This window comes from Amycolatopsis pigmentata (assembly GCF_042684065.1).
GTDB lineage: Bacteria > Actinomycetota > Actinomycetes > Mycobacteriales > Pseudonocardiaceae > Amycolatopsis_E > Amycolatopsis_E pigmentata.
The window spans coordinates 13,100-29,722 of the sequence record NZ_JBHUKR010000029.1; the positions used below are offsets into that span (position 1 = coordinate 13,100).

General features: G+C 69.5%; 16 protein-coding genes. 5 read left to right on the forward strand and 11 right to left on the reverse strand.

Annotation, left to right across the window (positions count from 1 at the left end; genetic code table 11):
• Nucleotides 1-32: 32 nt before the first annotated feature.
• From pheT to infC, 6 genes are all read right to left on the reverse strand, one after another.
• The gene (pheT, locus tag ACFSXZ_RS39590; RefSeq protein WP_378271529.1) at nt 33-2,561 is read right to left on the reverse strand and encodes a phenylalanine--tRNA ligase subunit beta; all 2,529 of its coding nucleotides are present in this window, start codon (nt 2,559-2,561) and stop codon (nt 33-35) included.
• Nucleotides 2,561-3,628: a phenylalanine--tRNA ligase subunit alpha gene (pheS, locus tag ACFSXZ_RS39595; RefSeq protein WP_378271530.1), complete on the reverse strand. Its 1,068-nt coding sequence runs from the start codon at nt 3,626-3,628 to the stop codon at nt 2,561-2,563. The genes pheT and pheS overlap by 1 nt, the downstream gene beginning before the upstream one ends.
• An 86-nt stretch (nt 3,629-3,714) precedes the next feature.
• Nucleotides 3,715-4,539 (reverse strand): TrmH family RNA methyltransferase, encoded by an 825-nt coding sequence (locus ACFSXZ_RS39600; protein WP_378271846.1) that lies wholly within the window; start codon nt 4,537-4,539, stop codon nt 3,715-3,717.
• On the reverse strand, nt 4,536-4,925 hold the full coding sequence (gene rplT, locus ACFSXZ_RS39605; RefSeq protein ID WP_378271531.1) for a 50S ribosomal protein L20: 390 nt from the start codon (nt 4,923-4,925) through the stop codon (nt 4,536-4,538). Before rplT ends, ACFSXZ_RS39600 begins: the two co-directional genes overlap by 4 nt.
• A 139-nt stretch (nt 4,926-5,064) precedes the next feature.
• Nucleotides 5,065-5,259, reverse strand: a complete 195-nt coding sequence (rpmI, locus tag ACFSXZ_RS39610; RefSeq protein ID WP_378271532.1) for a 50S ribosomal protein L35 — start codon at nt 5,257-5,259, stop codon at nt 5,065-5,067.
• 70 nt (nt 5,260-5,329) lie between these two features.
• Nucleotides 5,330-5,884, reverse strand: a complete 555-nt coding sequence (gene infC, locus ACFSXZ_RS39615; RefSeq protein WP_378271847.1) for a translation initiation factor IF-3 — start codon at nt 5,882-5,884, stop codon at nt 5,330-5,332.
• Between the two features lie 260 nt (nt 5,885-6,144).
• Between infC and ACFSXZ_RS39620 the strand changes: the two genes are divergently transcribed.
• Complete coding sequence (locus ACFSXZ_RS39620; RefSeq protein ID WP_378271534.1) at nt 6,145-6,513, forward strand: DUF1844 domain-containing protein; 369 nt, start codon at nt 6,145-6,147, stop codon at nt 6,511-6,513.
• 184 nt (nt 6,514-6,697) lie between these two features.
• Here the strand turns inward: ACFSXZ_RS39620 and ACFSXZ_RS39625 are convergent, their stop codons facing one another.
• A complete protein-coding gene (locus tag ACFSXZ_RS39625) occupies nt 6,698-7,078 on the reverse strand; it encodes a RidA family protein (RefSeq protein WP_378271536.1) in 381 nt (126 codons plus the stop codon).
• Nucleotides 7,050-7,838, reverse strand: coding sequence for an IclR family transcriptional regulator (locus ACFSXZ_RS39630; RefSeq protein WP_378271537.1), 789 nt, complete (start codon nt 7,836-7,838; stop codon nt 7,050-7,052). Before ACFSXZ_RS39630 ends, ACFSXZ_RS39625 begins: the two co-directional genes overlap by 29 nt.
• 95 nt (nt 7,839-7,933) lie before the next feature.
• On the opposite strand from ACFSXZ_RS39630, the gene ACFSXZ_RS39635 reads away from it, so the two are divergent.
• The 3 genes from ACFSXZ_RS39635 to ACFSXZ_RS39645 all read left to right on the forward strand — a co-directional run bounded on the left by ACFSXZ_RS39635 (nt 7,934) and on the right by ACFSXZ_RS39645 (nt 12,298).
• Nucleotides 7,934-9,226: an amino acid deaminase gene (locus tag ACFSXZ_RS39635; RefSeq protein WP_378271538.1), complete on the forward strand. Its 1,293-nt coding sequence runs from the start codon at nt 7,934-7,936 to the stop codon at nt 9,224-9,226.
• Nucleotides 9,227-9,236: 10 nt separating this feature from the next.
• Nucleotides 9,237-10,826, forward strand: coding sequence for an N-acyl-D-amino-acid deacylase family protein (locus ACFSXZ_RS39640; protein ID WP_378271540.1), 1,590 nt, complete (start codon nt 9,237-9,239; stop codon nt 10,824-10,826).
• 83 nt (nt 10,827-10,909) lie between these two features.
• Nucleotides 10,910-12,298, forward strand: coding sequence for a GntP family permease (locus tag ACFSXZ_RS39645; protein ID WP_378271541.1), 1,389 nt, complete (start codon nt 10,910-10,912; stop codon nt 12,296-12,298).
• A gap of 101 nt (nt 12,299-12,399) precedes the next feature.
• Here ACFSXZ_RS39645 and ACFSXZ_RS39650 read toward each other — a convergent pair whose 3' ends face one another.
• Genes ACFSXZ_RS39650 through ACFSXZ_RS39660 form a run of 3 tightly spaced genes read right to left on the reverse strand, consistent with a single transcriptional unit; the run spans nt 12,400 to nt 15,136 of the window.
• On the reverse strand, nt 12,400-12,858 hold the full coding sequence (locus ACFSXZ_RS39650) for a YbjQ family protein (RefSeq protein ID WP_378271543.1): 459 nt from the start codon (nt 12,856-12,858) through the stop codon (nt 12,400-12,402).
• Between the two features lie 29 nt (nt 12,859-12,887).
• The gene (locus ACFSXZ_RS39655; protein ID WP_378271544.1) at nt 12,888-13,553 is read right to left on the reverse strand and encodes a response regulator; all 666 of its coding nucleotides are present in this window, start codon (nt 13,551-13,553) and stop codon (nt 12,888-12,890) included.
• A complete protein-coding gene (locus ACFSXZ_RS39660) occupies nt 13,550-15,136 on the reverse strand; it encodes a sensor histidine kinase (RefSeq protein ID WP_378271545.1) in 1,587 nt (528 codons plus the stop codon). Before ACFSXZ_RS39660 ends, ACFSXZ_RS39655 begins: the two co-directional genes overlap by 4 nt.
• Nucleotides 15,137-15,256: 120 nt before the next feature.
• Here ACFSXZ_RS39660 and ACFSXZ_RS39665 point away from each other — a divergent pair, with 120 nt between their 5' ends.
• On the forward strand, nt 15,257-16,621 hold the full coding sequence (locus ACFSXZ_RS39665) for a cation:dicarboxylate symporter family transporter (RefSeq protein WP_378271546.1): 1,365 nt from the start codon (nt 15,257-15,259) through the stop codon (nt 16,619-16,621).
• Nucleotides 16,622-16,623 lie beyond the last annotated feature (2 nt).

Here is a 16,623-nt window from a genome sequence, read left to right on the forward strand (position 1 = left end):
CTCTCATGATGAGCCCCACGCGGAGGTTCCGGTCAAGTGCGGAGACCCGCGCCGAACCGCGAGGCCGCTTCCGCGAGCGCCGCGTCCCGCGCCTTGGTGGCCTCCTCCACGGTCAGCGTCCGGTCGGCGGCACGGAAGCGCAGCTTGTAGGCCAGCGATCGCTTGCCTTCGCCGACCTGGTCCCCGGCGTAGGCGTCGAAGAGCCGGACATCCTCCAGCAGGTCACCGCCACCGGCGACGAGCGCCTCGGCCAGGTCCGCGGCGGGCACCTTCGCGTCCGCCACGAGCGCCACGTCCAGCAGCACCGGCGGATACGGGGACACCGAGGGCGCGGGCCTGCCGTCGGGCAGCGGGATCGCGTCGAGGTCGAGTTCCATGGCGACGGTTCGCTTGGGCAGGCCAAGCGCCTCGACCACCTTGGGGTGCAGCTCGCCGGCGTGCCCGACGGGCCAGTCACCCACGGCCAGTTCGGCGCACCGTCCAGGGTGCCAGGGGGCCAGGTCCGCGGAGCGCACGCGCAGCGTCACGCCGGCCGCCTCACCCACCAGCCGGGCCGCCTGCACGGCGTCGGCCCAACTGGCCTGCTCACCTTCACCCCACCAGCCGGAGCGCTGTCGTTGCCCCGCGAGCACCACGGCGACGTGCAGCGGCTGCGCGGGCACCGCGGCCTCCAGCAGGGCCAGTTCCTCGTCGCTGGGCCGGTGGTCCACGCCCAGTTCGGGCACCGGGAGCGGGTTCGACCCTGGCAGCACCACCTGTCCGATGTGGAACAGCGCGATGTCCTTGAAACCTCGGGAAGCGTTGCGCTGCAACGTTTCCAGCAAGCCGGGCAGCAGCGTGCCCGCCAGCTGGTCCTTGTCCGCTTCGAGCGGGTTCCGCACCTGGATGGTGTGCCGGCGGACATCATCCTCGGCAAGACCGAACGCGTCCCAGACGGCCGGCGACATGAACGGGAACGGCAGCACCTCAACATACCCGGCCTCGGCCAGGGCACGCGAAACGGTACGACGGCGGCGCTGAGCGTCGGTGAGGCCGGTACCGGCAGGAGCGGGCGGCAAGGTGGACGGGATGCTGTCGTACCCCTCCAGCCGCAGCACCTCCTCGACCAGGTCCGCCGGTTTCGTCAGATCATTGCGCCAGCTCGGCGGGATGGCGCTGACCAGCGCAGTGCCCTCCGCCGACGTGCCGACCGAGATCTTGCAACCGATCTGACCGAGCCTGCGCACCGTGACACCGCGCTCGTAGCGCGTGCCTGCCACGCGGTCCGGCAGGTCGATCGGCATGGTCACGGCCGGGAAGGGAACCACCTGTCCCACGTCCGTGCGACCGGGCTGAATGCTTCCGTCGCCGTAACGCCGCAACAAGCGCGCGGCCAGTTCGACCGCCGCCGGGCACAGCTGAGGATCGGTGAACCGCTCGAACCGCTTCGCCGCTTCGGAGAACAGCTTGTGCCGCCGGGCGGTCCGGCTGATCGAGGCCGGGTCCCAGTGTGCCGCCTCCAGCAGCACGTCGGTGCTGTCCACGGTGATCTCGGTGCTCGCACCGCCCATCGTGCCCGCGAGCGACACCGCGCCGGTGTCGTCGGCGATCACCACGTCGTCCGGGTCGAGCGCACGCTCGACATCGTCCAAAGTGGTCAGTTTTTCACCGGGCTCCGCCCGGCGCACGACGAGCTCGCCCTTGACCGACGCGGTGTCCCAGGCGTGCAGCGGATGCCCGAGCTCGAGCATCACGTAGTTCGTCACGTCCACCGCGAGCGAGATCGACCGGATACCGGCCAGCAGCAGGCGGCGCCGCATCCACCATGGCGTCGGGGCGCTCGCGTCCAGACCGGTGATCCGCCGCACCACGAAACGGCCGCAGCCACCGGGATCTTCGATCCGGACCGGCCACGCCTCACCCTCGCCTTCCGGCAGGTCCAGCGAAGCCGGGTCGCCGAAGGGGACGTCGAGCGCGCAGGCGAGTTCACGGGCGAGACCCCGCACCGAGAGTGCGTAACCACGGTCCGGTGTGGGCGCCAGTTCGAGCACGGTGTCGTCCAGGCCGAGCACCGGACGAGCGTCGTCGCCGGGGCTGGCGGTGGCCGACGGCAGCACCAGGATGCCGGTGTGATCGTCGCCGAGGCCGAGCTCGCGGGCCGAGCAGATCATGCCATCGCTGACCTTGCCGTAGGTCTTGCGCGCGGCGATCGCGAAACCACCGGGCAACACCGCTCCGGGCAACGCGACGATCACCAGGTCGCCTTCGGCGAAGTTCGAGGCACCGCAGACGATGCCGCGGGTCTTGATGCCGGGCGCGATGTCGTCGTCCTCGGCCTCGTCGTCCGTGTCGGAGGCCTCGTCCCCGACCTCGACGCGGCAGTAGCGGATCGGCTTCTTGAAACCGGTCAGCTCCTCGATCTCGACGACCCGGCCCACCACCAGCGGCCCGCTCACGTCACCGAGCGCCCGTACGTCGTCGACCTCGATCCCGATCCGGACGAAGGCGTCGGCCAGCTCCTGCGGCCCGACCGCCTCGCCGGCGTCCAGATGCTCGGTCAGCCAGCTCACGGGGACTCGCACTACGCCTCCGTTCCGAAGGGAAGAGTGAACCGGATGTCACCCTCGACCATGTCGCGCATGTCGGGAATGCCGTTGCGGAACTGGAGCGTCCGCTCGAGCCCCATACCGAAGGCGAATCCGGAGTACACCTCGGGATCCACCCCGCAGGCCCGCAGCACGTTCGGGTTGACCATGCCGCAGCCACCCCACTCGACCCAGCCGGGGCCGCCCTTCTTCTCCTCGAACCACACGTCCACTTCCGCCGACGGCTCGGTGAACGGGAAGAAGTGCGGGCGAAGCCGGGTTTTCGACCGGGCTCCGAACATCGCGCGGGCGAAGGTGTCCAAGGTGCCCTTGAGATGAGCCATGGTGATGCCCTTGTCCACCGCGAGCCCCTCCACCTGCGAGAAGACCGGGGTGTGCGTGGAATCCAGTTCGTCGGTGCGGTAGGTGCGGCCCGGGCAGACGATGTACACCGGCGGTTCGTGGTGCAGCAAAGTCCTCGCCTGGACCGGCGAGGTGTGCGTACGCAGCACCAGACCCGAACCCGGCTCGCCGACGTAGAAGGTGTCCTGCATCTGGCGCGCGGGGTGGTCCTTGCCGAAGTTCAGCGCGTCGAAGTTGAACCACTCGGCCTCGAGTTCGGGGCCCTCGGCGACCTCCCAGCCCATCGCGACGAACACGTCGGCGACCCGCTCGCTCAGCGTGGTGATCGGGTGCCGGGCGCCGCGCGGGATCCGGTCCCAGGGCAGCGTGACATCGACGGCTTCCTCGCGCAGTACCCGCTCGTCACGCTCGGCCTGCAGCGTGGCCCGCCGCTCGTCGAACGCGCTCTGGATCGCCTGGCGTGCCTCGTTGACCCGCTTGCCCGCCTCGGCCTTGTCCTCCTTGGACAGAGCGCCGATGGCACGGCGGGCCAGCATCAGGGGTGCGTGGTCGCCGAGGTGAGCCGGCTTGACCGCCGCCAGCGCGTCGAGATCCTTCGCCTCACCGAACTGGGCTTCGGCGTTCTTGACCGCCGCCCGCAGGGTTTCGGGGTCGAGGGCCTCGGCAGGCTTCGGGTCCTGCTTGTCGTTGGCTCCGGACATAGCTCCTCAGCGTCCGTGGTGAACAGGTTGCGCATGGGTACGCGATTACCGGGCGATTCTAGGCGAGGCCGACCGGTCGTAACCGGTCACCCTCCGCTTGACCTGCGCTGGGCCATGGCGGCGGCATAAAGGCAAACCGCGGCCGCCGTGGCGAGGTTGAGGCTCTCCGCGCCGCCGTAGAGGGGGATCCGCACGGGAGTGTCGACTTCCCGCAGAACATCGGCCGGAAGACCGTGGGCCTCGTTGCCGAACACCCAGGCTACCGGCTCGGCGAGATCGAGTGAATCGAGCGCCGCTTCGGCATATCCGTGCGCGGCCAGCAGCCGCAGGCCGGCGTCGCGGCAGGCGGACAGCGCGGCGGCGGTGTCGCGCACGCGCGCGATCGGCAGGTGAAAGAGGCTGCCGGCGGACGCGCGGACACACTTGCCGTTGTGCGGGTCGACGCTGTCCCCGGCGAGGATCACCGCGTCTGCGCCTGCCGCGTCGGCGACGCGGATGACCGTGCCGGCGTTGCCCGGGTCGGCCACGTCCACGAGCACGGCGACAAGCCGCGCGCCGGGCGGGAGCAGTCCGTCGAGCGAGCGGTCCAGCAGGTCGCAGACCGCCACGATGCCTTGCGGCGTCACGGTTTCCGACAGCGCCGCGGCGGCGCGGTCGGTCACCGGTGAGACGCGGACACCACGCTCATGGGCGGCCGCGACCAGCTCAGGGTGCGCTTGTTGGGCACTCGCTGTGACGAACAGTTCGCGCACGAGCTGCCGTTCGAGTGCCGCCGCGACCGCGTTGACTCCCTCGGCCAGGAAACGACCGGTACGGTCACGCTCGACGCGCCGGGTCAGGCGCCGGGCAGCGACAACCCGGGGGGTCCGTTGCGTGAACGGCTCCGCCCCGGGTTGTGTGGTCCCGCTCAGGCCGACTTCTTCGCCTGCTCGCCGGAACCGGTGTCCACATGCTGCTTGGCGACCTCCACCAGCGCGGTGAACGCCGCGGCGTCGGTGACGGCGAGTTCGGCGAGGATCTTGCGGTCGACCTCGACCCCGGCCGCCTTGAGGCCCTGGATGAACCGGTTGTAGGTCACGCCGTTCTGCCGGGCGGCCGCGTTGATCCGGGTGATCCACAGCTGGCGGAAGTCACCCTTGCGGGCGCGGCGGTCCCGGTAGGCGTAGTTGAGCGAGTGGAGCGTCTGCTCCTTGGCCTTGCGGTACAGCCGCGAACGCTGACCGCGGTAGCCGCTGGCCAGTTCGAGAGTTGCGCGACGCTTCTTCTGGGCGTTCACCGCCCGCTTGACGCGTGCCACGGGTCCATCCTGTCGATCTCAGGGGGCGCGGGACGCCCCGGTTTACAGCTCTTCAGTCGGCGGCTTCGCGCGGGCGCGCGGCGGCCACCCCTCGCATCGCGGGACCGGGCAGGGCCACCGCCCCGCGATGCCGGGAAGGTCAGCGGCCGAGCAGCCGCTTGATCCGCCCGACATCGCTGGCGGCGACCTCGGTCGTGCCTTCCAGGCGGCGGGTGACCTTGCTCGCCTTCTTCTCCATCAGGTGACGGCGGCCGGCCTTCTGACGGCGGATCTTGCCGCTGCCAGTGATCCGGACCCGCTTGGAGGTCCCGCTGTGCGTCTTCATCTTGGGCATTTCGTGCGCTCTCTTTCCTGCGCAGCACACCGGGCCCACCGGTGCGCTGCCGACTGCGTCGGTGGCCGGCTCAGGACTCGACCGGTTCCTTGACCGCCTTCTGCTTCGCCTTGGCGTTCTTGTGCGGCGCCAGAACCATGATCATGTTGCGGCCGTCCTGCTTGGGCAGCGACTCGACGTAACCCAGTTCGGCGACGTCGTCCGCGAGCTTTTCCAGCAGCCGGCGCCCGAGCTCCGGCCGAGACTGCTCACGGCCACGGAACATGATGGTCACCTTGACCTTGTTCCCTGCGGAGAGGAAGCGGGACACGTGCCCCTTCTTCGTCTCGTAGTCGTGCTGGTCGATCTTGGGGCGCAGCTTCTGTTCCTTGATGACGGTCAGCTGCTGGTTACGGCGTGACTCGCGAGCCTTCTGCGCGCTCTCATACTTGAACTTGCCGAAGTCCATGAGCTTGCAGACCGGCGGGCGCGCCTGCGGCGCGACCTCGACGAGGTCGAGGTCCGCCTCCTGGGCGAGCCTGAGCGCATCCTCGATGCGGACGATGCCGACCTGTTCACCGTTCGGTCCGACCAGACGGACCTCGGGAACGCGGATGCGTTCGTTGATGCGTGTCTCGGAGCTGATGTGGCCTCCTTGGTCCGAGTTTTCGTCCTTCTACCCTGCTCGACCCGGTGCCCACATACCACGGGCCCCGTCACCGGCTCTTCCTGTTCACCGGTACGCGGGGCCCTGTTCCGATCGCGCTCTCCACGGGAGAGCGCACCCACCACACTGGGGTGGCGAGACCGGACCCGGCCGCCTGCACGGTGACTCGGGTGGGAGCGGGGCTCCACTTGCCGCCCCCGATCTCTCGAGGGCTGGTCGCACGTGGAAGGGTACCAGACGTGCCTGATGACATTTCCAACGCCGCCACCTCGGGCGAAAATTCCCCCGGTGTCCGCGACCTGGAGGACATCCCCAGCGTGGAGGTGATCAGCCGCGCGGCCGTGATGCTGATGTCGGCGGCGGCCGAGCGGCTGGGCCTGGCCGACGCCGACCCGGCCGCCAGCCCGCGCCGTGACCTCGACGAGGCCCGTCGGCTGATCACGGCACTGGCCGGCCTGGTCACCTCCTCGGCCGAGTACCTCGGCCTGCACGCCGGTCCCCTGCGCGACGGGCTGCAGTCTCTCCAGAAGGCGTTCCGGGAAGCTTCGGCCGTGCCGGACGCGCCAGGGCAGGGTCCGGGCGAGAAATACACCGGACCGGTGTACTGACTTCGAGCGTGTATCGAAGCTTGAGGGCGAGGAGGGGCGCGCGGGTGCCGAAGGCCTCGGATTTGGGGAGGCGGGCCACCTACCTGCGGTAGTGAGGGCCGGTTCGAAGCCACGGCCTGGCTACCCAAATCCGATCGCGCGCACCAGGAAACACTGACTTCGCCGCCCGAGCGGGACCGCGCGCTCAGCCGAGCACGGCGAGCGCGTCGACTTCGAGCAGGATGCCCTCCGGCAGGCCCACGTAGACGGTGGTGCGCGCGGCGTAGGGCTCCGGGACGAGCGTGTTGTAGACCTCGTTGAACTCGGCGAAATGCGCGGTGTCGGTGAGGTAGACGCGGATCATGATCACGTCGTCGAGACTCGACCCGCCGGCGGCGAGGACCGCTTCGATGTTCCGGAAAGTCTGCCGGGCCTGCTCGGTGACGGTCTTCCCGACGAGCTCACCGGTTTCCGGGTCGAAGGCGACCTGGCCGGCCACCTGGAGCAGGTTTCCCTTGCGGCACCCCTGGGCGAACGCGGCCGGCGGAGTGGGCGCGTCATCGGTGCTGATCGCGACCTTGCTCATGAACGGTTCCCAACCCTTCGTCGATCCATCCACTGTGGACAGAAGCTTCCCTCGCGGCGGCCCTGAGGTCCGGCAGCAACGCCAGCAGGCCGTCGAAATCGAGTAGCACCCTCGGCACGGACAGCGAAACGGCCGCGAGGACCACTCCCCCGGGCCCCCGGACGGGCGCGGCGACGCAGTGGATGAAGTCCTCATGCTCGGCGTTGTCCACCGCGTAACCCTGCGCGGCGACCCGCCGCAACTCTGCCAGATAGTCGTCCGGGCCGCTGAGGGTGTTTTCGGTGAGACGCGGGTATTCCAGCGAGGCGGCCACTTCCGCGCGGCGCGGGGGATCGAGCGCGGCCACCAGCACCTTGCCGACGGCGGTGCAGTGCAGCGGCGCGCGCAGGCCGATCCTCGAGTACATCCGCACGCTGTGGCGTCCCTCGTACTTGTCGACGTAGACGACCTCGCCGTCCTCATAGGTCGCGAGATGCACGGTGTGCCCGGTGCGCGCGTTGAGGTCCGCCAACGCGGCCGCGGCGCTGCGGCGCACGTCACGGTCCTCCAGCGCGCGATGGGAGAGGTCGAACACGGCGCTGCCCAGCCGGTAGTGCCGGATTCCCTGACGGTGGACGAAATGCTGGGACTCGAGCGTGCGCAGCAGACGCAGCACGGTGGTCTTGTGCACGCCGAGTTCGGCGGCCAGTTCGTCGAGCGTGCTCGCGCGACGGGCGAGCACGCCGAGCAGGCGCAGCCCGCGGTCAAGACTCTGGCTCACACTCACACTTTCCATTGACCGTCACGACGCACGATGCTACATCTACAGCGGTCGCTATGTGCAACGTGCGTTGCACAAGATGCAACGGAGCCCTTATGACCTCCTCCGAGTGCCGGATGGACGCCGCATCGGTGTCCGCGATCGATGACGAACGGCTCGACTGGCGTTTCCGGTCGGTCCCCTCGTCCCTGTGGGGCCTGACCATCGGCGAAGCAGCCCGGCTGCGCCCTGACCTGTTCAACTCCGGTTTCCTCGCGCCCATGGTGGTGCTGGATTCCCGGGCGCTGGACCACAATCTCCGCACCATGTCCGATTGGTGCGCCGGCCACGGCCTGCGCCTCGCACCGCATGGCAAGACGACGATGGCGCCTCAGCTCTTCGCCCGGCAGGTCGAGGCCGGCGCCTGGGGGCTGACCTGCGCCACAGCCGGCCACCTGCGGATCTACCGGGCCTTCGGCGTCTCGCGGATCGTCTTCGCGAACCAGCTCGTGGACCCGGCCGCGCTGCGCTGGCTCGCCACGGAGCTGGAACGGGACGCCGGCTTCGAGTTCACGTGCTGGGTCGATTCCGTCCGCGCCGTCGAGCTGATGACCGAAGCACTGCGCGACGCGACCCGTCCCGTGGATGTCCTGGTCGAACTGGGTGCGGACGGGGGGCGGACCGGTGTCCGCGACGAGGCCGGCGCGCTCGCGATCGCTGATGCGGTAAGGAAAAGCCCGGCGTTGCGGCTTGCCGGAACCGGTGGTTACGAGGGCGCGCTCGCCCACGACGCCACAGCGCGGTCACGCGACACCGTGGCCGCGTATCTGCGACGACTGCACGCGCTCACGATCGCCCTGGCGGATTCGTTCGAGACCGAGCAGGTGATCGTGACCGCGGGCGGGAGCGCCTACTTCGACCAGATCGCCGAAGAGCTCACGACCGGCTGGCCCGCGGAACTGCCGGTCGTCCCGGTCCTGCGCAGTGGTGCATACCTCACCCACGACGACGGCTTCTACCGACGGATATCGCCCCTGGGCGCGCATCCCCGCATCACCGGCACCCCACTGTTGAGGTCCGCGCTCCGCGCCTGGGCGGAGGTGACCTCGAAGCCGAGCTCGGAGCTCGCGCTTCTGACCCTCGGCAAGCGCGATATCTCCTTCGACGAGGGGCTGCCCGAGCCCCGGTCGTACCAGCGCTCGGGCGTCACGGCCGAACTCTCCGGGCACACCGTGACCAAGGTCAACGACCAGCACACCTTCCTGGCACTGCCACCGGACTCGCCCTTGGAGGTCGGCGACCGCGTCTGCTTCGGACTTTCCCATCCGTGCACGGTGTTCGACAAGTGGCCGCTGATTCCCTTGGTGGACGGCGAGAACGTGACCGGCTTCGTCCGCACCTACTTCTAGGGGGTCCATTGTGGACACCGTTTTCCGGGGCGCGCGGATAGCCGACGGCACGGGCTCGCCGCCCTACCGCGCGGATGTCGCCCTCCGTGACGGCCGGATCGCCGCCATCGGGCGGAATCTCGACGCCCGCCGGGTCGTCGACGCCGGAGGACTGGTGCTGGCGCCCGGCTTCGTCGACATGCATTCACACTCCGACCTCCAGATCCTCGCCACGCCGGACCATCCGGCCAAGGTTTCGCAGGGCGTCACCACCGAAGTACTCGGGCAGGACGGCCTGTCCTACGCCCCGGTCGACGACGCCACCCTCGCCACGCTGCGGGAACAGCTGGCCGGCTGGAACGACGACCCGCCCGGCTTCGACTGGGACTGGCGATCCGTCGGTGAGTACCTCGACCGGCTCGACCGCGGCATCGCGGTCAACGCGGCCTACCTCGTACCGCAGGGCACCGTGCGGATGCTGGCCGTGGGGCACGCCGCGCGCCCGGCTACGGAGTCCGAAGTGGACACCATGCGCGCGCTGGTGGACACCGGGATGTCGGAAGGTGCCTTCGGCATGTCCTCCGGACTGACCTACACCCCGGGAATGTACGCGAGCACCGGCGAACTGGTGGCGCTCTGCGAAGTCGTCGCCCGCAACGGTGGCTACTACAGTCCGCACCACCGCGGCTACGGCGCGGGCGCGCTGGCTGCCTACGCGGAAATGATCGAGGTGGCACGGCGGGCCGGTTGCCCGTTGCATCTCGCCCACGCGACCATGAACTTCTCCGTCAACCGCGGGAAGGCGCCCGAGTTGCTGCGCATGCTCGACGCCGCACTGGACGAGGGCGTGGACATCTCCCTGGACACCTACCCCTACCTGCCCGGCGCCACCTACCTGTCCGCGCTGCTGCCGAGTTGGGCGACCGAAGGTGGCGTCGCCGCGACCCTCGACCGGCTGTCCGATCTGGACACCAGGGAACGCATCCGCCGTGAGATCGAGGAAACCGGGTCGGACGGGGCACATGGTGTGCCGATCGACTGGGGAAGCATCGAAATCAACGGCGTGCGACGGCCCGAAAACGCGCGTCTCGTCGGCCGCAGTGTGGCGGAATCCGCCCGAGCGGCCGGGATTCCGCCCGCCGAGTTGTACTTCGACGTCCTGGTCGCCGAACGGCTCGGCACCTCGTGCCTGATGCACGTCGGTCATGAGGAGAACGTGCGGACCATCATGCGGCACCGGGTGCACACCGGCGGCAGTGACGGTCTGCTCGTCGGTGACCGCCCGCATCCCCGCGCCTGGGGGACTTTCCCCCGCTATCTCGGTCACTACGTGCGCGAACTCGGTGTGCTCGACCTCGCCGACTGCGTGGCCCACCTGACCGGACGCGCGGCGAAACGGCTCGGGCTGACCGATCGCGGGCTGATCAAGGAGGGCTACGCCGCGGACCTCGTGCTGTTCGACCCGGACACCGTGCGGGACACCGCGACCTTCGACGATCCACGGCAACCGGCCGAGGGCATCCCGTACGTCTTCGTCAACGGCGTCGCGGCCGTCGACGACGGCCGGCCCACGGGAGCGCTCGCCGGGCACGCGCTCAGAAGTCCTCCCCGAGCCGCCTGATCGGCTCAAAGTCCCGCCGGCGGCGAGGTTTTCCGTCGCCGGAAGGTTCCCTGGAAACCCGCCCAGACCCCGCGGAGGTCCCCTTGATCCACTGGCTTCAGCACACCACCGGCGGCCTGCTCACGCTCGCCGCGGTGTCGATCGCGGTCCTGCTGTTGTTGATCATCCGGTTCCGGGTCGAACCGTTCATCGCGCTGATCGTGGTCGGCCTGCTCACCGCGCTGGCCGACGGGCTGCCGGTCGGCACCATCGTCGGCACCGCGCAGAAGACCTCGGATTCCCTGCTGGAAAAGGGATTCGGCAGCATCCTCGGGCACATCACCGCGATCATCGGGCTGGGCACGTTGCTCGGCGCGATCCTGGAGAAATCCGGCGGCGCGCGGGTGCTCACTTCGGCCCTCCTGCGTGCCTTCGGTGAGAAGCGCGCGCCGCTGGCGATGGGCCTGTCCGGGTTGATCTTCGGTATCCCGGTGTTCTTCGACATCGGGATCTTCGTGCTGGCACCGCTGGTCTACGTGGCGGCACGGCAGGGTGGACGGTCGATCCTGCTCTACTGCCTGCCGTTGATCGCGGGCCTGTCGATGACGCACGCCTTCATCCCGCCCCACCCCGGGCCGGTCGCGGCGGCGGGACTGCTGCACGTCGACCTCGGCTGGGTCATCCTGATGGGCGCGGTGTGCGGGATTCCCGCGTGGTTCATCAGCGGTGTGCTCTTTCCTTCGTGGATCGGAAAGCGCATCAACATCCCGGTGCCCGAGGAGATGATCGCCGCCGACGACACCGAGGCGCCCGAGGAGAGCCTGCCGTCGCTGGCGCTGGTTTCGGCGATCATCGCGATCCCGCTCGTCCTGATCCTGGCCGGCACGTTCGGCAGCATCTGGCTGCCGCAGCGATCGGCCGCGGCGGGCGTCGCGGCCTTCATCGGCACCCCCGCGGTGGCGCTGACCATCGCCGTCCTGCTGGCTTCCTGGCTGCTCGGCACCCGGCGCGGCACCACCGGCCGGGAACTCGCCGAACTGTCCGCGGCCGCCCTGCGACCGGTCGCGATGATTCTGCTGGTGGTCGGTGCGGGCGCCTTCTTCGGCGCGGTGCTGTCGGCGACCGGTATCGGCAAGGCGGTCGCCGACTCGCTGCACAACGCGGGACTGCCGGTGATCTTCGCGACCTACGTGATCAGCTGCGGGCTGCGGATCGCCCAGGGGTCGGCGACCGTCGCGATCGTGACCACCGGGGGGATCATCGCGCCGTCCGTGGCCGGGCTCGGGTACTCCCAGGTGCAACTGGCGCTGCTGGTGGTCGCGATCGCGGCCGGTTCGATCATCGCCTCCCATGTCAACGACGGCGGTTTCTGGATCGTGTCCCGCTACTTCGGGATCTCCGTCGCCGACACCCTCAAGACCTGGACCGTGCTGGAAACCCTGCTGTCCGTGACCGGCTTCGCCATGGCGGCGGTGCTCATGGCGATCTTCTAGCCCGCCCGTCTCCCACCACCACCCTCAACGGAGCTTCGCGCTGTCACACCCAGCGTCTCCCACCACCACCCTCAACGGACACGCTCCGCGTGGCAGCTAGTTCACTGCTGCGGGTAGGGCGGGGGCGGGTATTGGCCCTGCTGCTGCTGTTGTTGCTGCTGATACTGGCCCGGCGCCTGCTGCTGTTGTTGCTGCTGGGCCTCGGCGCCCTCCGGCACCACGTACACGGCGGTTCCGTAGGCGGCGATCTCACTGGCGGTGTTGGCGATCTCGTTGCAGTCGAAGCGCAGGGCGAGCACCGCGTTCGCCCCGTGCTGCATCGCCTCCTGCGCGAGCCTGCCCAGCGCCTCGTACCGCGAGTCGGACAGCAGCTTCGACAGTCCCTTCAGTTCACCGCCCGCCAGGGCCTTGAATCCGGCACCCATGTTGGAAAACATGTTCCGGCTCCGCACGGTGAGTCCGAAGACCTCACCGAAGACCCGGACGACCTTGTACCCCGGCAGGTCGTTCATCGTGGACAAGAGGATGGGGAACTGCTGAGGCTGGTATGGCTGGCTCATGGCCGGATGGTATCGGCACGCCGGGCCGGTCAGGACACCGCGCGGTACCAGACTTCGGGTCTGCCCACCTGGCCGTATCGCGGCTCGCGGTCGGCCAGCCCGTGGTCGGCCAGGTACTCCAGGTACCGCCTGGCCGTGACCCGGGAGACGCCGGTCGCGTCCGCCACCGCACCGGCCGGGAGCCCGTCGCGTTCCGCGCGCAGCGCGAGCACGATCGCGTCCAGGGTCGGGCCGCTGATGCCCTTCGGCAGCGAGCCCCGCGCCGCCGGGCGGAGCGCGGCGAGCGTGCGGTCGACGTCGGCCTGGTCCGCGGCTTGCCCGGAACTGCGGCGGAAGCGGGCATAGCTTTCCAGTTTTTCCCGGAGGGAGGCGAAGGTGAACGGCTTCAGCAGATAGTGCACGACCCCGGCCGACACCGCCGCTTTCACCACCGTCAGGTCGCGCACCGACGTCACCGCGATCACGTCGGCCGGGTTGCCCGCGGTCCGCAGGGCGCGGCAGACCGCGAGGCCGTGCGTGTCCGGAAGATAGAAGTCGAGCAGCACGACATCGACGGATTCGCGTTCGCAGAAGCGGACCGCGTCCGTGCCGGAGTGCACCACCCCGGCGACCGTGAACCCGGCGACCCGGCTCACGTACTGCCGGTGCGCCTCGGCCACCACCGGATCGTCCTCCACGACCAGCACCCTGATCACCGCCTCGCCCCTTCCAATGGCAACCGGACGGTGAACACGGCACCGCCGTCGTTGACCACCGTGATGGTGCCCGAGTAGCGGCGAACCGCCTGACCGACCAGCGCGAGCCCCAGTCCGCGTCCCGCCGGGGCCTTGGTCGACCAGCCGCGGCGGAACACCTCCTCGCTCGCCTCGACGCCGGGTCCGTTGTCGGCCACCCGGATCACCAGTTCCGCACCGTCCACTTTGGCCGTCACGGTGATCCGCGCGGCCGCCGTGCCGGCCATGGCCTCTGTGGCCACTGTGGCTTCAATGGCGTTGTCGATGAGGTTGCCCACGATGGTGACCAGATCGCGGGGCGCGATACCGGCCTCGCCCAGCTCGGTGTCGTCGGTGATCACCAGCTCGGCTCCGCGTTCGGCGGCTTCGGCCGTCTTGCCGAGCAGCAGCGCGGCGAGCACCGGCTCGGAGACCGCGCCGAGGACCCGGTCGGTGAGCCGTTGGGCGATCGCGAGTTCGGCGGTCGCGAACTCGACGGCCTCGTCCGTGCGGCCGATTTCGACCAGCGATACCACGGTGTGCAGCCGCTTCGCGGCCTCGTGCGCCTGGGACCGCAGGGATTCGGCGAGTCCGCGGGTGCTGGTCAGCTCGCCGGTCAGGCGCTCGAGGTCGGTGTGGTCCCGGAGCGTGACGACGGTGCCGGGTGAGCCGTCGCCCGAGCGCACTGGCGCGGTGCTGACGAGAAGCACGCGCGCCTCGGTGAGGTGGATCTCGTCAGTGTGCGGTTCCTGGGCTTGGAAAGCGCTTTCCAGCGACTCCGGAAGACCCAGCTCGGTGACCGGCTCTCCCGCCGGATCGTCCGCCAGGCTCAGCAGGTCACGGGCGCCGTCGTTGCACAGCACGATCCGGTGATCGGCTCCGACCAGCACGAGCCCTTCCCTGACCGCGTGCAACGCCGCTTCGTAGTAGGCGAACACGGTGCCGAGCTCGGCGGGCGCGAGTCCCCGGGTCTGCCGCCGGAGCCGTCCGCTGACCAGGAAACTGCCAGTGACACCGACCGCCAGTGCCACGGCGGCGACCGCGGCGGCCACCACGGCCTGGTCGGTCACGTCCGCCCCGATCACCTCCGTCTTGATTCCGGCCGCGACGAGCGCGATCACCTTTCCGGCGGGATCGAACACCGGAACCACCGCGCGCTTGGACGGCCCCAGCGTGCCGGTGTAGGTCTCCACGTAGGTCTTGCCCCGCTGGGCCTGCGTGATGGTGCCGATGTACTGCCGGCCGATCAGCGCCGGGTTCGGATGGGTGAACCGGACCCCGTCCGGGCTCATGATGGTGATGAAATCCACGCCGGTATCGGCGCGCACCCGCTCGGCGAAGGGCTGCAACCGGACGCTCGGGTCCGGTGTGGACAGTGCCTCCGCCAGCACCGGGGCGTCGGCCACGGTGTGTGCCACCGCGACCACCTCGTCGCCGGCCCGGCGCTCCGCGGCGTGCGCGGCGGCGAAGTAGGCCAGCATGGCACCGGCCACGACCAGTGCCGCGACGCCGGTCACCTGCAACACGAGCAACTGACGGGCCAGGCTGCGGCGCCGGTTTCTCATCCGCCGAATGTAACGGTGAACTCAATGAACACAACCGTGACGAGGTCACGGGTCGCCACCGATAGTGACCCTCGAACCCGGCCGACCGGCCGCGCATCGGATGAGACTCTGGAGGCAACGGTGCCGACACAGCCTGCCCACGGCACGGCGGCGAAACACCGCGACCGGACGCACTACCTCTACCTGGCCGTCGTCGTGGCGGTCGTGGCGGGCGTCGCCGTCGGTTTCATCGCACCGGGATTCGCCAAGGGCCTCACGCCCTTGGGCACCGGTTTCGTCAACCTGATCAAGATGATGATCTCACCGATCATCTTCTGCACCATCGTGCTCGGGATCGGCTCGGTGACCAAGGCCGCCCAGGTCGGCAAGGTCGGCCTGCTCGCGATCGGCTATTTCCTCGCGATGTCGACGGTCGCCCTGGGCATCGGGCTCATCGTGGGCAACCTGCTGCACCCCGGTGCCGGCCTGCACCTCGATCCCTCGTCCGCGGCCAAGGCCCACCAGCAGGCGGTCGGAAGCCAGGGCAGCACGGACTTCGTGCTCGGCATCATCCCCGCCTCCCTGTTCTCGGCACTGACCTCCGGCTCGGTGCTGCAGACCCTGCTCGTCGCGCTGCTGGCCGGGTTCGCGCTGCAGAAACTCGGGCGGGCAGGGCAGCCGATCCTGCGCGGCATCGAGCATCTCCAGAAACTCGTGTTCCGGATCCTGTCGATGATCATGTGGGCGGCCCCGGTCGGCGCGTTCGGGGCGATCGCGGCCGTCGTCGGGAACACCGGCTGGGCCGCGCTCCGCAGCCTGCTGCTGGTGATGGCCGGCTTCTACCTGACGTGCGTGGTATTCGTGTTCGTCGTGCTGGGCGCTGTGCTGTGGCTCGGGGCACGCCTGAACGTGTTCGGGCTGCTGCGTTATCTCTCCCGCGAATTCCTGCTCATTCTGTCCACTTCGTCCTCCGAGTCGGCGCTCCCCCGGCTGATCGCGAAGATGGAGCATCTGGGGGTGAGCAGGAGCGTCGTGGGCGTCACTGTGCCCACCGGCTACTCGTTCAACCTCGACGGGACGGCCATCTACCTCACGATGGCCACCTTGTTCATCGCCTCGGCTCAGGGCTCGCCGCTGTCGGTCGCCGAGCAGATCTCGTTGCTGCTGTTCATGATCCTGGCGTCGAAGGGCGCCGCGGGCGTCAGCGGAGCCGGGATCGCGACCCTCGCGGGCGGGCTTCAGGCGCACCGCCCCGACCTGGTCGGCGGAGTCGGGCTCATCCTCGGCATCGACCGGTTCATGTCCGAGGCCCGTGCCCTGACCAACTTCGCCGGGAACGCGGTCGCGACGGTGCTGATCGGCGCGTGGACCCGGGAGTTCGACCGGGCCAGGGCACGAACGGTGCTCTCCGGTGAGAACCGGTTCGACGAAACGTCCCTGTCCGGCCAAGAGGAACCGCGCGAAGACGCCGAGGAGACGCCAGGCGTGCCGGTTCCGGCGAACTGAGC